General features: G+C 67.2%; 21 protein-coding genes. 11 read left to right on the top strand and 10 right to left on the bottom strand.

The features are described from left to right. Window positions 1-15: 15 nt before the first annotated feature. The 5 genes from CLV29_RS02640 to rpsO form a co-directional block, all read right to left on the bottom strand. Window positions 16-762 (bottom strand): LmeA family phospholipid-binding protein, encoded by a 747-nt coding sequence (locus tag CLV29_RS02640; RefSeq protein WP_133753519.1) that lies wholly within the window; start codon window positions 760-762, stop codon window positions 16-18. 3 nt (window positions 763-765) lie between these two features. Further along, window positions 766-1500 (bottom strand): 4-hydroxy-tetrahydrodipicolinate reductase, encoded by a 735-nt coding sequence (gene dapB, locus CLV29_RS02635; RefSeq protein WP_133753518.1) that lies wholly within the window; start codon window positions 1498-1500, stop codon window positions 766-768. A 196-nt stretch (window positions 1501-1696) separates the two neighbouring features. Beyond that, window positions 1697-2938 carry a M16 family metallopeptidase gene (locus CLV29_RS02630; protein ID WP_133753517.1) on the bottom strand — a complete coding sequence of 414 codons (1242 nt, stop codon included), beginning with the start codon at window positions 2936-2938 and terminating at the stop codon, window positions 1697-1699. Between the two features lie 115 nt (window positions 2939-3053). Continuing rightward, window positions 3054-5279 carry a polyribonucleotide nucleotidyltransferase gene (locus CLV29_RS02625; protein ID WP_133753516.1) on the bottom strand — a complete coding sequence of 742 codons (2226 nt, stop codon included), beginning with the start codon at window positions 5277-5279 and terminating at the stop codon, window positions 3054-3056. A 350-nt stretch (window positions 5280-5629) separates the two neighbouring features. Next, window positions 5630-5893, bottom strand: coding sequence for a 30S ribosomal protein S15 (gene rpsO / locus CLV29_RS02620; RefSeq protein WP_133753515.1), 264 nt, complete (start codon window positions 5891-5893; stop codon window positions 5630-5632). A gap of 284 nt (window positions 5894-6177) precedes the next feature. On the opposite strand from rpsO, the gene CLV29_RS02615 reads away from it, so the two are divergent. Together CLV29_RS02615 and CLV29_RS02610 are read left to right on the top strand one after the other, a co-directional pair. Beyond that, entirely contained in the window at window positions 6178-7635 is a 1458-nt protein-coding gene (locus tag CLV29_RS02615) for an amino acid permease (protein WP_133753514.1), read from the top strand. Further along, window positions 7632-8519 carry a universal stress protein gene (locus tag CLV29_RS02610; RefSeq protein WP_133753513.1) on the top strand — a complete coding sequence of 296 codons (888 nt, stop codon included), beginning with the start codon at window positions 7632-7634 and terminating at the stop codon, window positions 8517-8519. Before CLV29_RS02615 ends, CLV29_RS02610 begins: the two co-directional genes overlap by 4 nt. Here CLV29_RS02610 and CLV29_RS02605 read toward each other — a convergent pair whose 3' ends face one another. Then, a complete protein-coding gene (locus CLV29_RS02605) occupies window positions 8520-9521 on the bottom strand; it encodes a LacI family DNA-binding transcriptional regulator (RefSeq protein ID WP_208292726.1) in 1002 nt (333 codons plus the stop codon). It lies immediately after the preceding gene. Window positions 9522-9753: 232 nt separating this feature from the next. Here CLV29_RS02605 and CLV29_RS02600 point away from each other — a divergent pair, with 232 nt between their 5' ends. From CLV29_RS02600 to CLV29_RS02585, 4 genes are read left to right on the top strand one after another with little or no spacing between them, the layout of a single operon-like run. After that, window positions 9754-11307 carry a sugar ABC transporter ATP-binding protein gene (locus tag CLV29_RS02600; RefSeq protein ID WP_133753511.1) on the top strand — a complete coding sequence of 518 codons (1554 nt, stop codon included), beginning with the start codon at window positions 9754-9756 and terminating at the stop codon, window positions 11305-11307. Between the two features lie 2 nt (window positions 11308-11309). Beyond that, window positions 11310-12491 carry an ABC transporter permease gene (locus CLV29_RS02595; RefSeq protein ID WP_133753510.1) on the top strand — a complete coding sequence of 394 codons (1182 nt, stop codon included), beginning with the start codon at window positions 11310-11312 and terminating at the stop codon, window positions 12489-12491. Continuing rightward, window positions 12488-14650, top strand: coding sequence for a bifunctional aldolase/short-chain dehydrogenase (locus CLV29_RS02590; RefSeq protein WP_243831680.1), 2163 nt, complete (start codon window positions 12488-12490; stop codon window positions 14648-14650). Before CLV29_RS02595 ends, CLV29_RS02590 begins: the two co-directional genes overlap by 4 nt. Further along, window positions 14647-16134: a rhamnulokinase gene (locus CLV29_RS02585; protein ID WP_133753509.1), complete on the top strand. Its 1488-nt coding sequence runs from the start codon at window positions 14647-14649 to the stop codon at window positions 16132-16134. Before CLV29_RS02590 ends, CLV29_RS02585 begins: the two co-directional genes overlap by 4 nt. 25 nt (window positions 16135-16159) lie before the next feature. Here CLV29_RS02585 and CLV29_RS02580 read toward each other — a convergent pair whose 3' ends face one another. After that, window positions 16160-16696, bottom strand: a complete 537-nt coding sequence (locus tag CLV29_RS02580) for a helix-turn-helix domain-containing protein (protein ID WP_243831679.1) — start codon at window positions 16694-16696, stop codon at window positions 16160-16162. Window positions 16697-16770: 74 nt separating this feature from the next. Here CLV29_RS02580 and CLV29_RS02575 point away from each other — a divergent pair, with 74 nt between their 5' ends. The 5 genes from CLV29_RS02575 to CLV29_RS02555 all read left to right on the top strand — a co-directional run bounded on the left by CLV29_RS02575 (window position 16771) and on the right by CLV29_RS02555 (window position 19957). Continuing rightward, window positions 16771-17478 carry an AzlC family ABC transporter permease gene (locus CLV29_RS02575; protein WP_133753507.1) on the top strand — a complete coding sequence of 236 codons (708 nt, stop codon included), beginning with the start codon at window positions 16771-16773 and terminating at the stop codon, window positions 17476-17478. A gap of 2 nt (window positions 17479-17480) precedes the next feature. Further along, window positions 17481-17792 carry an AzlD domain-containing protein gene (locus CLV29_RS02570; protein WP_133753506.1) on the top strand — a complete coding sequence of 104 codons (312 nt, stop codon included), beginning with the start codon at window positions 17481-17483 and terminating at the stop codon, window positions 17790-17792. Window positions 17793-18236: 444 nt separating this feature from the next. Then, window positions 18237-18833, top strand: coding sequence for a DUF4328 domain-containing protein (locus tag CLV29_RS02565; RefSeq protein ID WP_166649103.1), 597 nt, complete (start codon window positions 18237-18239; stop codon window positions 18831-18833). Window positions 18834-18860: 27 nt separating this feature from the next. Beyond that, the gene (locus CLV29_RS02560) at window positions 18861-19331 is read left to right on the top strand and encodes an SRPBCC domain-containing protein (RefSeq protein ID WP_133753504.1); all 471 of its coding nucleotides are present in this window, start codon (window positions 18861-18863) and stop codon (window positions 19329-19331) included. A 134-nt stretch (window positions 19332-19465) separates the two neighbouring features. Continuing rightward, on the top strand, window positions 19466-19957 hold the full coding sequence (locus CLV29_RS02555) for an SRPBCC family protein (RefSeq protein ID WP_208292725.1): 492 nt from the start codon (window positions 19466-19468) through the stop codon (window positions 19955-19957). Between the two features lie 9 nt (window positions 19958-19966). Here CLV29_RS02555 and CLV29_RS02550 read toward each other — a convergent pair whose 3' ends face one another. From CLV29_RS02550 to rbfA, 3 genes are read right to left on the bottom strand one after another with little or no spacing between them, the layout of a single operon-like run. Next, the gene (locus CLV29_RS02550; RefSeq protein WP_243831678.1) at window positions 19967-20875 is read right to left on the bottom strand and encodes a bifunctional riboflavin kinase/FAD synthetase; all 909 of its coding nucleotides are present in this window, start codon (window positions 20873-20875) and stop codon (window positions 19967-19969) included. Window positions 20876-20896: 21 nt separating this feature from the next. Then, window positions 20897-21784: a tRNA pseudouridine(55) synthase TruB gene (gene truB / locus CLV29_RS02545; protein ID WP_133753503.1), complete on the bottom strand. Its 888-nt coding sequence runs from the start codon at window positions 21782-21784 to the stop codon at window positions 20897-20899. Then, window positions 21781-22218 carry a 30S ribosome-binding factor RbfA gene (gene rbfA / locus CLV29_RS02540; protein ID WP_133753502.1) on the bottom strand — a complete coding sequence of 146 codons (438 nt, stop codon included), beginning with the start codon at window positions 22216-22218 and terminating at the stop codon, window positions 21781-21783. The genes truB and rbfA overlap by 4 nt, the downstream gene beginning before the upstream one ends. Window positions 22219-22328 lie beyond the last annotated feature (110 nt).

Genomic DNA, 22328 nt, shown 5'->3' with positions numbered 1-22328 from the left:
GCGCACAGACCACGATCAGTTGCCGCTGAAGTTCACCTCGGACCCGCTGATCGCCACGTTCATACCGGCCGATTCCGCGCTCAACTCGTCGACCTTGAGATTCAACGGCAGACTCAACGGGATGTCGCCCGCGAACTGGTTGATCAACTGGTTCGACACCGCCTCGGGCAGTTCGTACCCGGCCACCGAGACCTGGGCCTCGCCGAGAGTGAGGGTCTGCGCTTCCGGGTCCAGCATGGGCGTACCGATCACGGTGGCGGTGACCGCAGAACCGAAGACCTGGGCGGTGTAGTCGACCTGGATCCGGCCGGTGCCCGCCGCATCGGAGCCGGCATAACTCACCGGTGCGCCGACCAGTGAGGCGACACTGTTCCAGTCCAGCACCCCGGTGCCGTTCAGCTGAGTGGCGACGGGTTCGGTGATGCCTCGGACGTCGAGCAGTTCGAGGTCGGTGTCCTGCAGGGTGAACTGCTGTTCACCCGCGGCGACGGTCAGCTCATCGGCGTGCACCTCGACCCGCTCGAAGTTGCCGGCGATCAACTGGGTGAGGAAGGGGAAGCCGTCGAAGGTGACCTCCGGGGTCTGGCTCATGCCGAAGTCGCGCTGCAACTGCTCGGCCTGTTGCTGTCCGACCAGCCAGGCTGCGCCGCGGTCCACACCGAGGAGCAGAACCGCCAGGACGATCAGCGTGAACAGTACGAGCAGCAGGCGGTTGCGCCGCCGTGGCCGGCTCGCCGAACTGCGGATGTAGGTCTCGCTCACGCCTCAGAGTCCGAGGATCGATTCGATGCCGACGGTCAGTCCCGGCAGCTGCGGCACCGCCCGTACCGCGGCCAGCACACCGGGCATGAAGGACACCCGGTCGTAGGAGTCGTGCCGGATGGTCAGGGTCTCGCCTTCGGCACCCAACTGCACCTCCTGGTGGGCGACGAGGCCGCGCAGCCGTACCGAATGCACATGGATGTCGTCGACCGTGGCACCGCGGGCCCCCGGGACCTCGTGCTGGGTGGCATCGGGAGACGGGCCGAGCCCGGCCGCGGTACGCGCAGCTGCCATTCGCCGCGCAGTGGTCGTGGCCGTACCCGAGGGCGCATCGGCCTTGTTCGGATGGTGCAGTTCGATGATCTCCGCCGACTCGTAGAAGGCGGCCGCCTGTTCGGCGAACTTCATCATCAGCACTGCGCCGATGGAGAAGTTGGCAGCGATCACGATGCCCACACCCGGGGCCTGCGTCAACGATTCCCGCAGGGTTTCCAGCCGCTCATCGGTGAATCCGGTGGTACCGACAACGGCGTTGATGCCGTGCTCGAGGCACCACTGCAGATTGTCCATCACCGCATCGGGATGGGTGAAGTCGATCACGACCTGCGCTGCGGTCGCGGGCTCCCGATCGTCACCGGAGTCGATCCGCGCAACCAGGTTCAGATCGTCGCTGGCCTCCACTGCCTGGCAACTCGCCTGGCCCATCCGACCACCGGCCCCGAAGACCGCAACATCCATGCTCAAATCCTCCATGCACCGCTACGGCGCAGTTCGCTGTGACCCGATTCCGTCCGTCGTGGCGAAACCTCCGCCCAGCCTAGTCGGCCGCTTCGGTTCCGGTACGGGACGATCCGCGACACCACCTGCGCCGACCGGTCGCGGTCGGCACGACGATCGACCGGCAGATGATCAACCGTCTGCACTCGGCGATCGTTCACCCTGGCCAGCGACGCAACAGCCGTTCTACCTTGCGCCGGTTGGGGCGCTGTCCGACTATGCCGATCACCGGCGGTACCGAGAGGTACGTCCGCGCCACCTCGGTGAGTTCGTCGACCCCGACAGCCTCGTAGGCTTCCACCATCTCCTCGATGGTCCGGTCGTCACCGATCAACAGGCCGCTGCCGTTGCGGCTCATCCGCGGCAGCGCGCCCTCGTATCCCAGGATCGTCTGACCGCGCACCTGGCCCTTGGCCCGTTCCACCTCCTCGGCGGTGATTCCGCCGTCGAGCAGGTCGGCGATCTGGTCCCGGACGACGGAGACGATCTCGGCGGTCCGCTCGGACTGGTTGGCCCACTCGATGGCGAAAAGGCCGGTGTCACTGTAGGCACCTTCGGTGGCATCGATCGCATAGGCGAGACCGCGGCGCTCGCGTACCTCGACGAACAACCGCGAACTCATTCCGCCACCGAGGATGGTGGCCAGCAGATTCAGTGCCGGACGCCGTGGATCGAGCACTCCGACACCACGGAATCCCATCACCGCATTCGACTGTTCGAAGTCGCGGCTGCGGCTGATCACAGCCGCCGGGATCACCGCCGGCCGAGCTGAGCTGGTCGTGTGATGGATGGGCGCGCCGGTGGCCGGACCCGGCAGTTGGCCGGCGAACTCCTCCAGTTGATCAATGAGTCGATCATGGTCGGCCACCCCGGCGACACTGACCACGATGTTCTCCGGGCGGTAGTGGCGGCGCCAGTAGTTGAGCACCCGGCGCCGGGTCATGTCGACGATCGAGTGGTGGGTGCCGATGACCGGCCGTTCGAGGGCGTCACCGGCCAGCAACCGTCCGCTGACCAACTCGTGGGCGACCTCACCCGGATCGTCGGTGTGCATCGCGATCTCGTCCAGGATCACCTCCCGTTCGGCCTCCAGGTCGGCCGACCGGATCAGCGAATTGGCGAGCATGTCGGAGAGGACGTCGACTGCCATCGGTCCGTCGGAACCGATCACCTTCGCGTGGAAGCAGGTGTGTTCCTTGGCTGTGTAGGCATTGATGTCACCGCCGACCTGTTCGATCTCGGCCGAGATGTCCTCCGGCGCCCGAGTCGGTGTGCCCTTGAACAAGACGTGTTCCAAGAAGTGGGAGGCACCATGCTGCAGCACCGTCTCCGAGCGGGATCCGGTGCCGATGAAGAAGCCGATGCAGGCAGAGGCTGCACCGGGCATGTTCTCGGTCACCAACCGGATACCACTCGGCAGCACCGAGTGGCGGATGTCGCCTGCTCGATGCTGCCGAGATGGGGTCGTCGGGTTGCTCACCCTGCGTTCACCAGCGCTTCAGTCGATGATCGTTTCAGCCCTGGGCCGGAGCCGGGGCGTCCTCGGTCTCGACCGCGGTCTCCTCGACCACCGGGATCAGCGACAGCTTGCCGCGATCGTCGATGTCGGCGATCTCGACCTGCAGCTTCTGGCCGACGCTCAACACGTCGTCGACGTTCTCCACCCGCTTGCCACCGGTCAGGTCACGCAGCTTGGAGATGTGCAGCAGTCCGTCCTTGCCCGGCAGCAGGGAGACGAAGGCACCGAAGTTGGTCGTCTTCACGACCGTTCCCAGGTAGCGCTCGCCCTTCTCCGGCATGGTCGGGTTGGCGATCGCGTTGACCGCCGCCCGTGCCGCCTCGGCTGCCTCGCCCCGATCGGCACCGATGTAGATGGTGCCGTCGTCCTCGATCGAGATGTTGGCGCCGGTCTCGTCCTGGATCTGGTTGATGATCTTGCCCTTCGGGCCGATCACCTCACCGATCTTGTCCACCGGGATGGTGACCGAGATGATCCGCGGGGCGGTCGGGCTCATCTCATCGGGTGCGTCGATGGCCTCGGCCATCACCTCGAGGATGGTGTAACGCGCATCCTTGGCCTGCAGCAACGCATCGGACAGCACGCTGGCTGGGATGCCGTCGAGCTTGGTGTCGAGCTGCAGTGCGGTGATGAAGTCCTTGGTACCGGCGACCTTGAAGTCCATGTCACCGAGGGCGTCCTCGGCTCCGAGGATGTCGGTCAACGCGATGTACTTGGTCTGGCCGTCGACCTCACCACTCATCAGGCCCATGGCGATACCGGCGACCGGGGCGCGCAGCGGCACACCGGCGTTCAGCAGTGACATGGTCGAGGCACAGACCGAACCCATGGAGGTGGAGCCGTTGGAGCCCAGCGCCTCCGAGACCTGACGGATCGCGTAGGGGAACTCCTCGCGGGTCGGCAGCACCGGGACCAGGGCGCGCTCGGCGAGCGCACCGTGGCCGATCTCGCGGCGTTTCGGGGAACCGACGCGGCCGGTCTCACCGGTCGAGTAGGGCGGGAAGTTGTAGTTGTGCATGTAGCGCTTGGAGGTCTCCGGACCCAGCACGTCGAGCTTCTGCTCCATGTCCAACATGTTCAAGGTGGTGACGCCCAGGATCTGGGTCTCGCCGCGTTGGAACAGGGCCGAACCGTGCACCCGCGGAATCACCCCGACCTCGGCCGAGAGGGTACGGATGTCGCGCAGCCCGCGGCCGTCGATGCGTACCTGCTCGGTGAGCACCTTGTTCCGGACCAGCTTCTTGGTCAGCGCCCGGTAGGCACCGTTGATCTCGGACTCCCGGCCCTCGAACTGCGGGCCGACCCGGTCGCGGACCTCGGCCAGCAGCGCGTCGGTGGCGGTCTCCCGCTCGACCTTGTCGGCGATGCTCATCACCTTGGCCAGGGCCTCGGAGGCATCGGCCTCCACGGCGGCGTAGACGTCGTCCTCGTAGTCACGGAAGACCGGGAAGTCGACGGTCGGCTTGGCAGCCTTGGCCGCCAGTTCGGCCTGCGCATCGCACAGCGCCTTGATGAACGGCTTGGCCGCTTCCAGACCGGCACCGACGACGCTCTCGGTCGGGGCGGTCTTGCCTGCCTTCACCAGGTCCCAGGTCTGCTCGGTCGACTCGGCCTCGACCATCATGATGGCGACATCACCGTCGGCCAGCACGCGGCCGGCGACGACCATGTCAAAGGTGGACTCCGCCAACTGCTCGACGGTCGGGAAACCGACCCACTGGTCGCCGATCAGGGCGATCCGGATGCCGCCGATCGGTCCGCTGAAGGGCAGTCCGGAGAGCTGGGTGGAGATGGAGGCGGCGTTGATCGCGACCACGTCGTAGAGGCTGTTCGGGTCCAGCGCCATCACGGTGACGACGACCTGGACCTCGTTGCGCAGACCCTTGACGAAGGTCGGGCGCAGCGGGCGGTCGATCAGCCGACAGGCCAGGATCGCGCCCTCCGACGGCCGGCCCTCGCGGCGGAAGAAGGAGCCGGGGATCCGGCCGGCGGCATACATCCGCTCCTCGACGTCGACGGTCAGCGGGAAGAAGTCGATCGACTCCCGCGGCTTCTTGCTGGCGGTGGTGGCCGACAGCAGCATCGTCTCCTCGTCGAGGTAGACGGTGGCCGAGCCGGCTGCCTGCTTGGCCAGAAAACCGGTCTCGAATCGGACGGTGTGGGTGCCGAAGGCGCCATTGTCGATGACGGCCTCGGTGGTGAAAACTTCAGGTCCCTCCACGGGATTCCTTTCTGTGGCGGACCGCGACGAAGACCTGTGGGTGCCTGAGCGCTCGGCACCCGATGTGGTGCGAGGTGCCCGGCGGTCGGAGGCCGGTCTTCGATCGAGGTCCGCGGGCCCTGCCGTACCCCGGCGATACCGGTGGTACGGGGTCCCGAAGACCACTACCGAGGACTGGACTCCCGGTCTGCGCGGTCTTGGTTGTCTGGATGTTCAGTTGTTCTTCAGTTGTCGGCATCCAGCCTACGCCCGGGGGTCCGGGCGAGGGTGCAGGCATGCCGGTGCGCGAAAGGGGGCGCGCCCGACCATGACGGTCGGCCGCTCCCCCCTCGCAAGTGTGTGGATCAAGCTCAGCGACGCAGTCCCAGACGGGCGATCAGCTCGCGGTAGTGCTCGATGTCGTTCTTCGCGACGTAGTTCAGCAGGTTCCGGCGCTGGCCGACCATCAGCATCAGGCCACGGCGGCTGTGATGGTCGCCCTTGTGCGCCTTCAGGTGCTCGGTCAGGTGCGAGATCCGCTTGGTCAGCAACGCGATCTGCACATCGGGGGAACCAGTGTCGCCCGGCTTGGTCGCGTACTCTTCGATGATCTTCTGCTTCTCCGCTGCGTCCATCAGCGTTCCTCCGTGTGTCCGTTGCGCGGCGCCCTCCCGCTCTGCAGCGGCCCACATCGGATGGGGCGAGGACTCTTGGTGATCCGCGGCCGTCGTGACGGCAACCGGTAGATACTATCGCGCTGCACCCCGTTCGGTGAAATTCTGCCGGAAAGCTCCCCAACCGGCAGACATGGGATGACAATGCTTGCCAGGAGCCGCACCCGACTCCGTCTGATCCAGTGGCGATCCAGGCCGATCCAGGAGTGATTCGGCCAGGAGTGATCCAGTAAGAGGTGCCCGGTATGACCGCAGATCCGCACGCCCCGGTGTCCAACCCCCATTCGCTGTTCCGCCGGAAACCGATCGGCCAGACTCCCCCACCGGAGCAACAGCTCAGTCGCAGCATCGGCACCTTCCAACTGACGATGTTCGGAGTCGGCGCGACCGTCGGTACCGGCATCTTCTTCGTCCTCTCCTCCGCGGTGCCCGAGGCCGGACCGGCGGTCGTCGTCTCGTTCCTGCTGGCCGGTGTGGCCGCCGGGCTGGCCGCAATCTGTTATGCCGAGATGGCCTCCTCGGTGCCGGTCTCCGGGTCGACCTACTCCTATGCCTACGCCACCCTCGGTGAGATCGTCGCCATGGGGGTGGCAGCCTGCCTGCTGCTGGAGTACGGCGTCTCCACCGCAGCGGTCGCGGTCGGCTGGAGCGGATACCTCAACGAGGCCTTGGCCAATCTCACCGGGATCGAGCTGCCGCACGCGATCCTGGCCGCCCCCTGGGACGCCGAGCCCGGAGTGGTCAACCTCCCGGCAGTCGTCCTGGTGGGACTGTGCGCCCTGCTGCTGATCCGCGGGGCGAGCGAGTCGGCCAAGGTGAACGCGGTCATGGTGATCATCAAGCTGGCCGTTCTCGGGATGTTCTCGATCATCGCCTTCACCGCATTCGACTCCGACAACTTCGCCGACTTCGCACCCTTCGGTGCTGCCGGGATCGCCACCGCAGCCGGTACGATCTTCTTCTCCTTCATCGGGCTGGACGCCGTCTCCACCGCCGGCGACGAGGTGAAGGATCCGCAGAAGACCATGCCCCGCGCGCTGATCGCCGCTCTGCTGACGGTGATCGCGATCTACCTGCTGGTGGCGTTCTCGGCGATCGGAGCCCAACCCTGGCAGGACTTCGAAGGTCAGACCGAGGCGGGCCTGTCACGGATCCTGGAGATCGTCACCGGCAACAACATCTGGGGCACCGTGCTCGCCATCGGTGCGGTGATCTCGATCTTCTCGGTGACCCTGGTGACCATGTACGGGCAGACTCGGATCCTGTTCGCCATGGGCCGCGACGGGATGCTGCCGAAGGTCTTCGCGAAGGTCAGTCCGCGTACCCACACCCCGACCAACAACACCATCATCGTCGCGATCATCGTCGCCATCCTGGCCGCCATCGTCCCACTGGACTACCTGGTCGATGTGGTCTCCATCGGCACCCTGACGGCCTTCATCGTGGTGTCAGTGGGGGTGCTGATCCTGCGATACCGCGAACCCGACCTGCCCCGGGGATTCAAGGTTCCCGGATTCCCGGTGACACCGGTGCTGTCGATCCTCGCCTGTGGCTACATCCTGATCAGCCTGCATTGGTACACCTGGCTGATCTTCCTGCTGTGGGTGGCGGTGTTCATCGTCTTCTACCTGGTGTACGGTCGTCGGCACTCCGCACTGCGACCAGGACTTCGTGACGGGTCGGATGAGGGAGCAGACGAATGAGCGTGGTTGTCGGTTACATCCCGGAGAAGGGTGGCCGCGGTTCACTCGACCTCGGCCTGCAACTCGCCGCGGCGCTCGGCGAATCGCTCACCGTCGCCACGGTCGTCCCCCGCCAGTGGACCACTCCGTCGATGGCCCGGGTGGACGCCGAATTCGCCGACTACGCCCGGACTCTGGGGGAGAATTCCGAACGGCAGGCCCAGCAGTGGTTGTCCGAGACCAGTGTCGATGTCCCGACCACCTATGTCGTCTCCCCCGGCCGATCGGTCACCTCGGCCCTGCTGGCCGCCATGCAGACCCACGACGCCACGATGCTGGTCCTGGGGTCGTCGACCGATGGCGCCCTGGGCCGGATCGTCGTGGGGTCGACCGCCGACAAACTCCTGCACTCCTCCCCCGTACCTCTGGCGATCAGTCCGCGTGGTTACCGTTCGACGGCCTCGGACGGATTCAGTCGCGTCACCTGCGCCTTCTCCGACACTCCCGAGTCGAGGCGCCTGGTGGCCGACGGGGTCGAGTTCGCCGCCCGCCTGGGTGTGCCGGTCCGGGTGGCCAGTTTCGGCGTCCGCGGGGCCACGATGTACCCGCCGAGCGTCGGGTTGTCCGCCGAGGATTCGGTGCTCACCTCCTGGCGGGAGCAGGTCACCGAAGCCCAACAACACCTGCGCACGGACAAGATCATCTCCGAGCAGGTGGAAACCGTGGTCGGCACCGGCCCCGGCTGGAGTGAATCGATGGCCGGAATCGAGTGGCTGCCCGACGAACTGCTGCTGATCGGCTCCTCGGCCGCTGGACCGCTGACCCGGGTCTTCCTCGGCTCCCGGGCCAGCAAGTTGGTCAGGCACTCCCCGGTGCCGACCGTGGTGATGCCCCGCAGCGGCTGATCACCCCGACCGCGTCGTGCTGCTCAGTCTGATCATCAACTCGGGTTCCAGGATCACTTCCCGGGGCTCGACGTCGGGATCGGCGATGTGTTCGAGCAGCAGGTCGGCCGCCACCTGCCCGAGGGCGTCCCGCGGCTGCCGAACCGAGGTGAGCGGGATCGCTGCCGAGGAAGCGAATTCGATGTCGTCGTAACCGACCACCGCCATCTCGTCCGGAACTGCGACCCCGGCCAGGGTCAATCCCTGCAGCACACCGAGCGCGAGCAGGTCGTTGGCGGCGAAGATCGCGTCGGGCCGCCGCGACGGCGACCGATCCAGGAGTGCCTCGACCGCCCGCCTGCCCGCAGTGGCGTCCAAGGTGTCGGTACAGATCGCCTCGACGGTCGCGTCGAGTCCGGACTCGGCGGCTGCGGCCTGCGCTCCGGCCAGTCGCCGACGTACCTGGCTCAACTCGGGTGAGCCACCGACGAAGGCGATCCGTCGCCGCCCACCCTGCACCAGATGGGTGACCGCGAGCCGAGCACCCAGCAGGTCGTCCACACCGACCGAGGGGAACTCCCCCGAGCCGAGGCGACGATCCACCACCACGACCGCGATTCCGCGCCGCCGCAACTGCCGCAAACGCTCCTGCACCTGTCCCACCGGCGAGATCAGCACACCACTGACCCGCTGGCTCTCGAACAGATCGAGACAGTTGGCCTCGCGGACAGGGTCCTGGCCGGAACTGCCCAGGATCAGCGGTCGATGCAGTTCACCCAATCGGGTCTCGGCACTCTGCGCGAGATCGGTGAAGAACGGGTTGCCCACGTCGAGCACGATCATGCCCACGGACTGGTTGGCCCCGGACCGCAATTGGCGGGCGGCGTCATTGCGAACGAACCCGAGCCGGTCGATGGCGCTCTGCACCTGTTCACGCGTACGCGCCGAAACCTTCTCCGGCCGGTTCAGCACATTCGAGACCGTTCCCAGCGAGACGCCGGCCTCGGCCGCCACATCCTTCACCGAGACCTGTCTTCGGCCACGGACGGGAACGGCCCCAGATCGCGACAACGCATCTCTCCCTTCGCGACGCTCGCGTCATCGTAGCCTGCGGTCCCACCGATCAGCTCCGTCCCGAGCGGAATGATTCGTTTCAGAAATGTGATCACGGCGTCTTGACGCTGTCGTCGCGGCCGTCTAGCGTCAGCCACCAAGCCCGAAAGTGAAACCTTTCACCTCATCGCCGAGGAGTTGCATGTCCGCCACCGTCGTCGAGCCAACACTTGAGTTGCGCGATGTCGCGAAGTCCTTCGGTCCCGTCGCTGCCCTACGAGCCGGCACCCTTGTCGTCGACCCCGGATCGATCCACGCACTCGTGGGTGAGAACGGTGCCGGAAAGTCGACCCTGGTGAAGATCGTCGCCGGTGTGCATCGCCGGGACAGTGGAACCTTCCGGCTCCGCAGCACCGATGTGGACTTCGGGTCCACCGCCGAGTCCAAAGCCGCCGGCGTGGCTGTCATCTACCAGGAACCCACCCTGTTCCCCGACCTGTCGGTGGCCGAGAACATCTTCATGGGGCGCCATCCACTCGGCGCCGGTCGGCGGATCGATCGCGCCACGATGTACTCGCGCGCCCAGGAGCTCTTCGACGGCCTCGGGGTCAACCTCGACCCCCGTCGAACGGCCAAGGGGCTCTCGATCGCCGACCAGCAGATCATCGAGATCGCCAAGGCGATCTCCCTCGACGCGGCACTGCTGATCATGGACGAACCGACCGCCGCGCTGAGCGGGGTGGAGGTCGACCGCCTCTTCGCGGTGGCCCGGAACCTGCGCGACGAGGGTCGCGCGCTGGTCTTCATCTCCCACCGGTTCGAGGAGGTCTTCGAACTCTGCGACATGGTCACGGTGATGCGTGACGGCGCCTACATCTCCACCGCCGCGGTGGCCGACACCTCCGTCGACGAGATCGTGCAGCAGATGGTCGGCCGGGAAGTGGCCGAGTTGTTCCCGAAACAGGACACCACCATCGGCGACCCGGTACTGGAGGTACGCGGCCTGTCCCGTACCGGTGTCTTCGACGACATCGACCTGGTCGTCCGCAGGGGTGAGATCGTCGGCCCGGCCGGACTCGTGGGAGCCGGTCGGAGCGAGGTCGCCAGAGCGGTGTTCGGGGTCGATCCCTATGACCGCGGTGAGGTCACGATGTCCGGGCGCCCGGTACGCCCGAACAGCCCCCGGGAGGCGATCCGCGCCGGTATGGCATTGGTGCCGGAGGACCGCCGGCAACAGGGATTGATCGTCGACGCCTCCGTCACCCGCAACATCGCCGCGGTGATCCGCAACGGTCTCGGACGGCTCGGCCTGATCACCGACAGCGCCGAGAGTCACGCTGCCTCGCCCTGGGCCTCACGTCTGGAGGTGAAGACGGCTGCACTGGACATGGAGGGTGCCACCATGAGTGGCGGCAACCAGCAGAAGGTCGTCCTCGCCAAGTGGCTGGCCACCGAGCCCCGGCTGTTGATCATCGACGAACCCACCCGTGGCATCGACGTCGGCACCAAGTCCGAGGTCCATCGACTGCTCTCCGAACTCGCCGGGCAAGGCCTGGCGATCCTGATGATCTCCTCGGAGTTGCCCGAGGTGCTCGGCATGGCCGACCGCGTGGTGGTCCTGCACGAAGGTCGGATCACCGCCGAACTGGATCGCGAGGATGCCACGGCCGAGACGGTCATGCGCGCGGCCACCGGAGCCATCGACGATTCCGTTCCGGTCGCTGCCGGCACCACGAACCCCGAAGGAGGTCGGTGATCATGGCCGCCACCATCACCGAACAGGAAGTCCGGCCGAGCGAACTCAGCCCGCTGCGCCGGGGTCTGATGACCGTGCTCCGCTCACGGGAACTGGCCATCGCGCTGGTGCTGATCCTCCTGATCACCGCCACCGCCATCCGCAGCCCCGGTTTCGTCACCGGTGCCGACGGCTGGCGCTCACTGCTCGTGAACCCGAGCATCCTGATCCTGCTCGCCGTAGGGCAGACAATCGTGATCATCACCCGGAACGTCGATCTGTCGGTCGGTTCGACCATGGGCCTGACCGCCTATCTGACCGGGCGGCTGTTCATCGACACCGCACTGCCGATTCCGGTGGTCGTGCTGCTCGCCGTCCTCGCCGGAGCGGTGCTCGGACTGGTCAACGGTCTGCTGGTCGGATTCGGGCGGGTACCTGCCCTGGTGATCACCTTGGGCACGCTCTACATCTACCGTGGCATCTTCCTCACCTGGGCAGGCAGCAGCCGGATCACCGCCAGTGAGATTCCCGGCGGATTCCTGGCCCTGGGAACCACCCAGATCCTGACCATCCCGGTCCTGACGATCGTCGCCCTGATCGTGCTCGCAGCCGCCGGGTACTACCTGCATTCGACCCGATCGGGCCGCGAGCTGTACGCGATCGGCTCCGACCCCGACGCGGCCGTGCTCTACGGACTGCCGACCACCCGCCGGGTGATCGGGGCCTTCGTGGCCTCCGGGGCACTGGCCGGTCTGGCCGGCGTGTTCTACGTCGCCCGCTACGGCACGGTCAGCTCCAATGCCGGTTACAGCATCGAGTTGCAGGCCGTCGGCGCAGCCGTGATCGGCGGGGTCGCGATCTTCGGCGGCAGCGGCACGGTGTGGGGCGCTGCGATCGGAGCCACCCTGCTGGTCACCATCAACAGCGCTCTGCCGGTACTCGGCATCTCCGACTTCTGGCAGCGCGCGGTGGTCGGTGTGCTGATCCTGGCCGCCGTGGTCCTCGACCGCGTGGTCGCGGCGATGCACGAGCGCCGATTGGCCCAGGTACGTGACGACCCCGGCGAAGGGGCACCCCCGACATCGCCACCGAGCGATCCCGATGATCACCCGATCGCGGCACCGGTCGGGTCCCAGCAGCACACCACCGGCCCGGATCGTCTCCTCGGCGATCCCTCCACGTCCGATGAGGGGAGTCGACGATGACGACGGCCACCGCACCAGCTCAGACCCGTACCTACGCCCGCCATGCGGCACCGCTGTGGAAGCGCGTGCTGCTGACCCGGGAAAGCTTGATCATCGCTGTCCTGCTGGTGGTGATCGGTTACTCGATGGTCAACGTCAACAACTTCGACGGGCCGTTGACGATGTACTACCTGCTCCTGGACATCGCACCGATCATGCTGATCGCACTGCCGATGACCATGATCATCATCACCGGTCCGGTCACCGGTGCGCAGGTCGACCTGTTGTGGGTGAAGGGCTCGGGTGGTGACCTGGGCACGCTCACCGAGAAGGGGCTCGCCGTCGTGCGCCTGGATCGGTTGCAGGCGATGGTCGACACCTACCCCGGGGTGGACCGGGAGGACGAGATGGTGGCCGCCTTCGACTACTGCCTGCACGGCAAGGGGGGCGCTGCCCCGTCGATCGACACCGCCATGCACGGATTGGTCGATGCCCCGCATGTCGACCACCTGCACCCCGACTCCGGGATCGCCGTCGCCACCTCGGTCGACGGGGAGAAGCTGACCTCGACGATCTTCGGCGACAAGGTCGTCTGGGTCCCCTGGCGCCGTCCGGGATTCCAGCTCGGTCTGGACATCGCGAAGATCAAGTCCGAGAACCCGCAGGCGATCGGCTGCATCCTCGGTGGGCACGGAATCACCGCCTGGGGGGACAGCAGCGAAGAAGCGGAGAAGAACTCGCTGTGGATCATCAACACCGCCGAGGACTACATCGACGAGAACTCCCGCCCGGAGCCGTTCGGTCCCCCGCTGCAGGGGTACGCCGCGCTGCCCGAGGCCGAGCGTCATGCCAAAGCCGCCGCACTCGCCCCGACCATCCGCGGCATCGCCGGTCGTGATCGTCCGGTCGTCGGCCACTACAACGACGCCGCCCAGGTGATGGAGTTCCTCGCCTCCACCGAGCATCCCCGGCTGGCCGAACTGGGAACCAGCTGCCCCGACCACTTCCTGCGTACCAAGATCAAGCCGCTGGTCGTCGACCTCCCGGCCGATGCCCCGGTGGACGAGGTGATCGCCCGGTTGCAGGAGCTGGCGGTCGGTTACCGCGAGGACTACCGGGCCTACTACGAGCGTCATGCCGATGCCGGCAGCCCCGCGATCCGTGGCTCCGACCCGTCGATCGTGCTGGTGCCGGGTGTCGGGATGTTCAGCTTCGGCAAGGACAAGCAGACGGCTCGGGTCGCCGGGGAGTTCTACCTGAACGCGATCAACGTGATGCGCGGCGCCGAGGGCATCTCCACCTATGCGCCGATCGAGGAGTCGGAGAAGTTCCGGATCGAGTACTGGGCCCTGGAGGAGGCGAAGCTGCAGCGGATGCCGGCACCGAAGCCGCTGGCCACCCGGATCGCCTTCGTCACCGGTGCGGCATCGGGCATCGGTCGGGCCACCGCCGAACGGCTGGCCGCCGAAGGTGCTTGTGTGGTGATCGCCGACCTCTCCCTGGAGAAGGCACAGGCCACCGCGGCCGAGATCGGCAGCAGCGATGTCGCCGTCGGCGTGCAGGTCGACGTCTCCGACGCCGGTGCGGTGCAGCGAGCGGTCGAACAGGCCGTGCTTGCCTTCGGCGGTCTCGATCTGGTGGTGAACAATGCCGGTCTGTCGCTGTCGAAGTCGTTGCTGGAGACCACCGAGGCCGATTGGGATCTGCAGCACGATGTGATGGCGAAGGGGTCCTTCCTGGTGTCCAAGGCGACCGCGAAGGTGATGATCGAGCAGGGACTGGGCGGTGACATCGTCTACATCTCCTCGAAGAACTCGATCTTCGCCGGCCCGAACAATGTCGCCTACGGTGCGACGAAGGCCGATCAGGCCCATCAGGTACGCCTGCTGGCGGTCGAGCTCGGTGAGTTCGGGATCCGGGTGAACGGGATCAATCCCGACGGGGTCGTCCAGGGCTCGGGCATCTTCGCCGGTGGCTGGGGGGCGAAGCGCGCAGCCGTCTACGGTGTGGAGGAACAGGACCTGGGCAAGTTCTACGCCCAGCGGACGATCCTGAAGCGGGAGGTGCTGCCGGCACATATCGCGAATGCGGTCTTCGTCCTCTGCGGGCCCGAGCTGTCCCACACCACCGGACTGCACGTCCCGGTCGACGCCGGTGTGGCGGCGGCCTTTCTGCGATGACCACACCGCTGGAGCGGGTACGCGTCGCCGCGGTGGATCTCGGTGCGACCAGCGGTCGGGTGATGTCCTGCGAAGTGGGCCGGGACCGACTGGAACTGACCGAGATCCACCGCTTCGCCAACGGCGCCCATGCCGGGCCGGACGGTTTGGTCTGGCAGATCCGGAAGATCCATCGCGAAGTGCTGCAGGGCGTCTCCGAACTCGCCGATCATGGTCGGCTGGACGGGATCGGCATCGATTCCTGGGCAGTTGATCATGGCCTGTTGGACGCTGTGGGAAGCCTGTTGCATGACCCGTGGTCGCATCGCGACTCCCGTACCGACGGGATCGCCGAGCGGATCAGCCGGCAGATCGGCGAGGACGAGTTGTATTCGATCACCGGTCTGCAGCAACTGCCGTTCAACACCGTCTACCAGTTGATCGCGAGCCGGGAGTCGGAGATCTGGCCGCAGGTGGATCGAATGCTGCTGTTGCCGGACCTGCTGGGCTACTGGTTGACCGGTGTGGCGGTGGCCGAGCGGACCAATGCCTCGACCACCCAGCTCTACGATGCCCGGGAAGGGGAGTGGTCGCAGAAGTTGATCACTGCCCTGGAGCTCCCCGAGCGACTGTTCCCGCCGTTGGTCGATCCGGGCACCCGGATCGGTACGGTGCAGGCCGGTCCCCAGGTCCCGACCGGTCTGGTCGGCACCCCGGTGCTGAGCGTCGCCTCCCACGACACCGCTTCGGCAGTCGTCGCGGTACCGGCCCAGGGCACGGACTTCGCCTACATCTCCTCGGGGACCTGGTCCTTGGTCGGTGTCGAACTGCCCGCGCCGGTGCTGACCGAGCAGGCACGCCGGGCCGATTTCACCAATGAGGCCGGGCTGGACGACAGCATCCGATTCCTGCGCAATGTCTCCGGGCTGTGGCTGCTGGCCCAGTCGTTGGAGACCTGGCGGCGGGCCGGGCGGGGTCTGCCGGGGCTGCCCGGACTGCTGGCACAGGCGGCGCTGCTGCCGGCCTGGCGAACCGTGATCGATGTCGAGGATCCGCGACTGATCCCCCCGGGGGACATGCCGAGCCGGATCATGGCACTGGCGGCCGAGGCCGGGGAGCCGGTGCCGGAGACGCCGGTGGAGGTGGTACGCACGATCCTGGACGGTCTGGCGCTGGCGTATCGACGGAACGTGTGCCTGGCCGGTGACCTCTCCGGGACCGAGATCGGTGTCGTCCACATCGTCGGTGGTGGTTCGCAGAACACGCTGCTGTGCCAGCTCACCGCCGATGCGCTCGGGATCCCGGTGCTCGCCGGGCCGGCCGAGGCTGCAGCCCTGGGCAATGCCCTGGTGCAGGCCCGGGCGCTCGGGGTGGAGCTGCCCGATCTGGCGGCGATGCGCGATCTGGTCGCCCGGACCCACCCGCCGCAGCGGTACCTGCCGCGGCCGGACACCGGAATCGACGCCGCGGCCGCACGGCTGCAGCTGCAGCTGACCCCGGCCTGAGCATCGCCTGCAGACGATTCGCCGATCAGTGCTGTTGGGAGATCAACACCGCACTCGTTCCGGGCACCAAGGCAGTGAAGACGTGGGGGCGGTCCCCGGGATAGACGTAGAAGTCCCCGGGGGCCAGCTGCACCGGTTCGTCGACCAGGCCCACCTGCGCAGATCCACTGATCAGCACGATGTACTCCACGACGCCCGGTGGATGCGGAGCCGAGATTCTCGACTCCCCCGGTTCGGCCTCGATCCGGTACAGATCACGCCGTACCCCGCTCGGTGACCGGCTCAGCAGGATCGCGGTGTAGTCGGCCTCGACCGCCCGGGTGGCGTCTCCCTCACCCGCCCGGACCAGCCGGAACATCTCCTCCGGCGGGTCGATCAACGTCGCGAACGGCACGCCCAGTGCGGTGGCCAGCGCCCAGATCGTCTCCACCCCGGGGTTGCCCTGCGCGGCCTCCACCTGCGACAGCGTGGATTTGGCCACGCAGGCGCGACGGGCGAGCTCGGACAGGCTCATACCGCTGCGACTGCGCTCCGCCCGGACCGCGGCGGCGATCCGGGACACCGCGTCAGATCGTTCGCTATCACGACCGAAATGTTCGTCTTGACGAACAGGCTTCATGCAGACACCCTACTGCCATGCAGCCCATCGGTCACCTGCGGCACAGCCCCGGAGTTCGTGCCGGGGCAACCTTGGCGTTGGCGGTCGGCAGCTACGGCATCTCCTTCGGCGCGCTGTCGGTCGCTTCCGGTTTGAGCCCGCTCCAGACCTGTCTGCTCAGCCTGCTCCTGTTCACCGGGGGCTCCCAGTTCGCCCTGATCGGGGTGATCGCCGGCGGCGGCACGCCGGCGGCAGGATTCGGTGCGGCCTCGCTGCTCGGTATCCGCAACGCCGTCTACGGTATGCAGATCAATGCCCTGTTGCGCCCCGCGACCTGGCCGGCCCGCCTGGGCCTTGCCCAGCTGACGATCGACGAGTCGACCGCGGTCGCTCTCGGCCAGCGGGACCGAACCGAACAGCGACGCGGTTTCCTGACTGCAGGGATCGGCATCTACCTGTTCTGGAACGCCACCACCGCCGCCGGGGCACTGCTCGGTGAGGCGATCGGCGACCCGCGCGCCTGGGGGCTCGACGGTGCCGCGGTGGCAGCGTTCCTCGCGCTGTTGTGGCCCCGCCTGACCGGTGCCGAACCCTGGTCCGTGGCCGTCGTCTGCGCGCTGGTCACCGCGGCGCTCGTACCGCACCTGCCGCAGGGGCTGCCGATCGTGATCGCGGCACTGGTTGCGATCACGGTGTCGTTGATCATGCGTCGTCGACGGCCTGTGCCCCCAGAAACGGAGAACTGATCATGGAGTTGATGATCTGGGTCCTGGCCGCCTGCGCGGTCGGCTATCTGATCAAGCTCAGCGGGTACCTGATCCCGGCGCGGTGGCTGGACCGGCCTGCCGTGACCCGCCTGGCCGCTGCCACCACCATCGGCCTACTGGCTTCCCTGGTGGTGGTCAACACCTTCGCTGACGGACAGTCACTCTCCTTCGATGCCCGCGCGCTGGCGCTCGGCGCCGCAGTGGTCGCGTTGCTGCTCCGGGCGCCGTTCATCATCGTGGTGATCGCCGGTACGGTTGCCGCCGCCGTCGGCCGACTGATCGGGATGGCCTGATCCGACCCGGTGTACCGGCCGGTGAAGCGGCAGTTTCGGATCCACCTCTGTTCAAGCGGGAGATCCCTGGGGTAGAACAACCTTCTCACCGCATCCGACGGTGCATCCAGACAGGGACGCCCCATGACCTCGCATCGCCCTGAGTTCCCCTTCCCCGCCAACCCCGACCGCCCCGGACCGGGACCGAGTTTCCACCCGGCGACCACATCCCCGGTCCCGGCCGGTCCGGCCAGGTACGACAGACGGCCTACCTTCGCGCCCGCGGACCCTGACGCCCCCGTGAGCCATGGACAAGGAGTCCCTGTGAGCCATGGGATCCCTGTCCGCCACGGAATCCCCGCGAGCCATGACTTCCCCGGTCCGGCGATTCCACCCTCCCCCGCGTCCCCTCCCGAGGCGTGGCCGCCCGGCCCGTGGCAGACCGCACCCGAGCCAGGGCCGGCCATGGGTGCCCTGCCGCGGGCGATGATCTGCTTGTCGGCGGTCTGGCTGGCCTTGCAGATCGCCTACCTCGTCGACAGTTACCTCGCTGCCGCGCTCTGGACCGGCCAGGCGACCTCTGCCGAGGCATGGATCCTCAGCGACACCTTGTGGTCGATCTATCAGTTCACCTACCCGGTGATGGTCACCACCTGGATCCTGACCTCGATCTGGATGTACGGACTCCGCACACGGATCGGTCCCGTGGGTCAACGCCGACATCCGCTGTGGGCCTGGTTCGGCTGGGTGATCCCGATCACGTGGTTGTGGGTGCCGCTGCAGTACGTCCGGGACCTCGCCCGCGCGACGGTCGGCACCGCACTGGATCGGGTGTGGGCACCTTGGTGGATCACCTGGCTGATCTCATCGATCCTGGCCAGCATCTCAGGCTCTCTGTACCTGGGCGTCGAGGAGGATCAGGTCGCCGAACTCCTCTCCTGGCTGCCGCATGTCGATCTGCTCTCGACCGCCTGCATGGGGGTGGCCTTCATCCTCTGGGTGAGGATCGTGCGTACCCTGGCGATCGGCGAGTCCGGCGTTCGGCTGCCCACCATGGGCTGACAGCACTCAACCTTCGCTGGAGGAATCATGCATGAACCCGACAACGGCACAGTCGGTGTGGTGCACCACAGGCAGACGATCGACGCCCCGGTCGACCGGGTCTGGGAGGCGCTCACCACCCCTGGTGCGATCGGCGACTGGTGGGGCCATCCGGCGAGCTTTCCCGACGGAATGGTGACCGGGGCAACCGGAACGTTCGAACTCGTCGGCGAGGGGTTGATGCCGATCCGGGTCGAGCGCGCGGAGCCGCCACGGCAACTGACCTTCTGGTGGGGCGAACCCGGCGACGAACGTCCCGGTGACACCGCGTCGCGGATCGACTTCACCCTCTCTCCGGGTGATCCGGCGGGGACCGAGGTTTTGGTCACTGAGCGCCTTCCCTCGGGGTCGCGAGACGGCACCGGGGTCCCCGACCCGACGCCGGAACTGCAGCTGGCGCAGCTGCAGGGCTGGCAGAAGGTCCTGGGTGAGTTGGAAACGTACCTCCGGCGAGGCTGACGCCCGCGATCCGCTTCGCCGGACGAAGGACCACAGGTTTGCACGGGTACGCCTCGCACCGACATCGAGCGCGGACGGGGTCGCGACGAGTGCACACAGCTACAGTCGATCCAACTGCGAGAAGGAGACCCCCAATGCCCGCCATCGAGCAGAACGACCAAGTGATGGTCCGTAGCCGAGTTGTGCCGACCGACCCGACCACGGTGTTCGCCCTGCTGCGGAATCCGCGGCAGCACCAGTACACCGAACCCGGTGACTGGGTACGCGATGCGATCGACCCGCAGCCGTTGAAGGAGGTCGACCAGGTCTTCGGCATGAACATGGCATTCCCCGGCAGCGGGCAGCCCTATGTGATGCACAATCGGGTGACCCGCTTCGAACTGGACCAGAGCATCGAATGGGAGCCCGGGCAGCTTAACGAGGCCGGCGAATTCGAACGCGGCGGCTGGTTCTGGCGCTACGACCTCGCTCCGGTCGCCGAGGGCACCGAGGTCACCTTGACCTACGACTGGACCGCCACCCCGCAGGCGTTCCGGGACGAGGTCGGCGGTCTGCCCGCGTTCGGACCCGAGTTCCTGGATGCATCGCTGGCGGCCCTGGAGAAGGCGCTGGAGTCCGAGGCCTGAGGAACCCGATCACGCCTGGCCGAGCACCTCACGGCACTGCACCACGTCTGCCCGCATCTGCTCGATCAGGGCGTCCAGTCCGGTGAAGGCGACCTGACCACGCAGCCGTTCGACGAACTCCACCTCCAACGGCACGTCGTACAGCTCAAGATCGTCGCGGCCCAACACATAGGCCTCAACCACGGTGTGCATCACATCGTCGAAGGTCGGATTCGTACCGACCGAGATGGCTGCCGGCCAGCGTTCGGCATCGGGTTCGTCGACCCGCCGCGCCCAGCCTGCGTAGACACCGTCGGCGGGCGCGGCCCGCCAATCGGGTACCGGGAGGTTGGCGGTCGGGAACCCCAGTTCGCGACCGCGCTGGAATCCCTGGACCACCGTTCCGGTGTAGCAGTACGGACGACCCAGCAGGTCAGCGGCCGCAGCCACCTCGCCCGCTGCCAGGGCTTTCCGGATCCGTGTGGAGGAGATCGGCTCGCCTTCGGTGGAGGCCAGCGGCAGGCCGGTGACGGCGAATCTGCCGGCACCCAGCTCGGTCAGCGTCGCCACATCGCCGGCGGCCCGGTGACCGAACCGGAAGTTCTCCCCGACCATGATCAGATCGGGGTGCAGTGGCAGCAGAACGGTGTCGACGAACTGTTCGGGTGTCAGCTCGGAGGTGGCGTCGTCGAAGGCGACCGTGACCACCTCGTCGGCGCCGGCCTCAGCCAGCAGGCGGACCCGGGTCTGCAGATCGGTGAGCAGCCGGGGCGCCTTGTCCGGTCGGATGACCGACATCGGATGCGGCCAGAAGGTGACGACGACCAGTCTCCTGGCGCGTTCCGCAGCCGCGCTCAGCAGGCGCTGGTGCCCGCGGTGCACACCGTCGAAGTTGCCGATCAACACCGCGGTGGGCACGACATGTTCCAGCTCAGGCACGGGCCCCACCCTAGCGACTGCTCACTGCGCTGGGGAAAACACCGCCACCGGGCGGGCCCGGTCGCCGTGAGGCTCGTAGATCCCGAGCAGTTCCCCCTCCCGGACGACGGCCACCGGCTTGGAGATTCCCAGGTCGAGGCTGCGGCCGTACCCGACGTCGCGGGCCTGCTCGGCGTCGGCCTCCAGAAGCGGGAAACACGAACCGGCCGCGGTCGCCATCGGGACCAGCACCGGATCGTCGAGGTCACTGGCCTCACCCACGTCGAAGGCGCCGACCCTCGTCCGTCGCAGGGCCGTCAGGTGGCCGGCGGTCCCCAGGGCTCGACCGAGATCGCGGGCCAGGGACCGGATGTAGGTGCCCGAGGAACACACCACCCGTACCCGACAGTCGATCACCGCGACCTCCCCGAAGCTCCCCGGTTCGACCTCCAGCAGCGAGAACTTCTCGATATGCACCGGGCGGGCCGCCAGCTCGACCTGCTCTCCGGCGCGCACCCGGGCATAGGAGCGCTTGCCGTCGATCTTGATCGCCGACACCGAACTCGGCACCTGTTCGATGTCACCGGTGAAGGCCACGATCGCCTGCCGGATCCGGTCCTCGTCGATGCCGGAGGCACCTGGCGTCTCCACCACCTCACCCTCGGCGTCGTCGGTGACAGTCGAGACGCCGAGCCGGATCGTCGCGGTGTAGGTCTTCTCGGTCAACATCAGATGTCCGAGCAGACGGGTCGCCCGGTTCACCCCGAGCAGCAGCACACCGGTGGCCATCGGGTCCAGGGTTCCGGCATGGCCGACCTTCCGGGTGCCCAGGGCTCGCCGCGCCTTCCCGACCACCTGATGGGACGTCAGTCCCTGGGGTTTGTCGATCACGACCACCCCCGAAGCAGTCGTCTGCGGTGGTCTGCTCACGCGTCGGTCTCGTCGTCCTCACGGGGTTTGCGGTACGGATCGGCCTCCCCCGCGTACTGCGCCGTACCCGCCTGACCGGCACGTTCGGCGTCACTGCTGCGTACCTTCTGCAGCAGCTCGTCGATCTGTCGGCCGGACTCCGGTACGGCATCGGGGACGAAGGTCAGGCTCGGGGTGTGCCGGAGCCCGAGCTGCTTGCCCACCTGGGAGCGGATCAGCCCGGTGGCCGAGGCCAGTGCGGCGGCGGTCGAGGCGCGCTCCTCCTCATCACCCAGCACCGTGTAGAAGACGGTCGCGTCACGGCTGTCACCGGTCAGCGAGACGTCGGTGATGGTGACGAAGCCGAGCCGGGGGTCCTTCACCCGTCGCTCCAGCATCTGCGCGACGATGCCCTTGATCTGGTCAGCCAGCTTCAGCACGCGGGGCGAGGTCATGATCAACTCCTTGAGTTCACGGCGGTTCACGCGAATCGATCCGCGTGGCGCTCCAGTGTAGTGCCGTCGGCCACCGGCGCTCAGCGCCTCGGCCACGTTCGGCGCCGACC

The sequence above is a fragment of the Naumannella halotolerans genome (assembly GCF_004364645.1).
Taxonomy (GTDB): domain Bacteria; phylum Actinomycetota; class Actinomycetes; order Propionibacteriales; family Propionibacteriaceae; genus Naumannella; species Naumannella halotolerans.
This window is presented reverse-complemented; position numbering and strand designations above follow the sequence as displayed.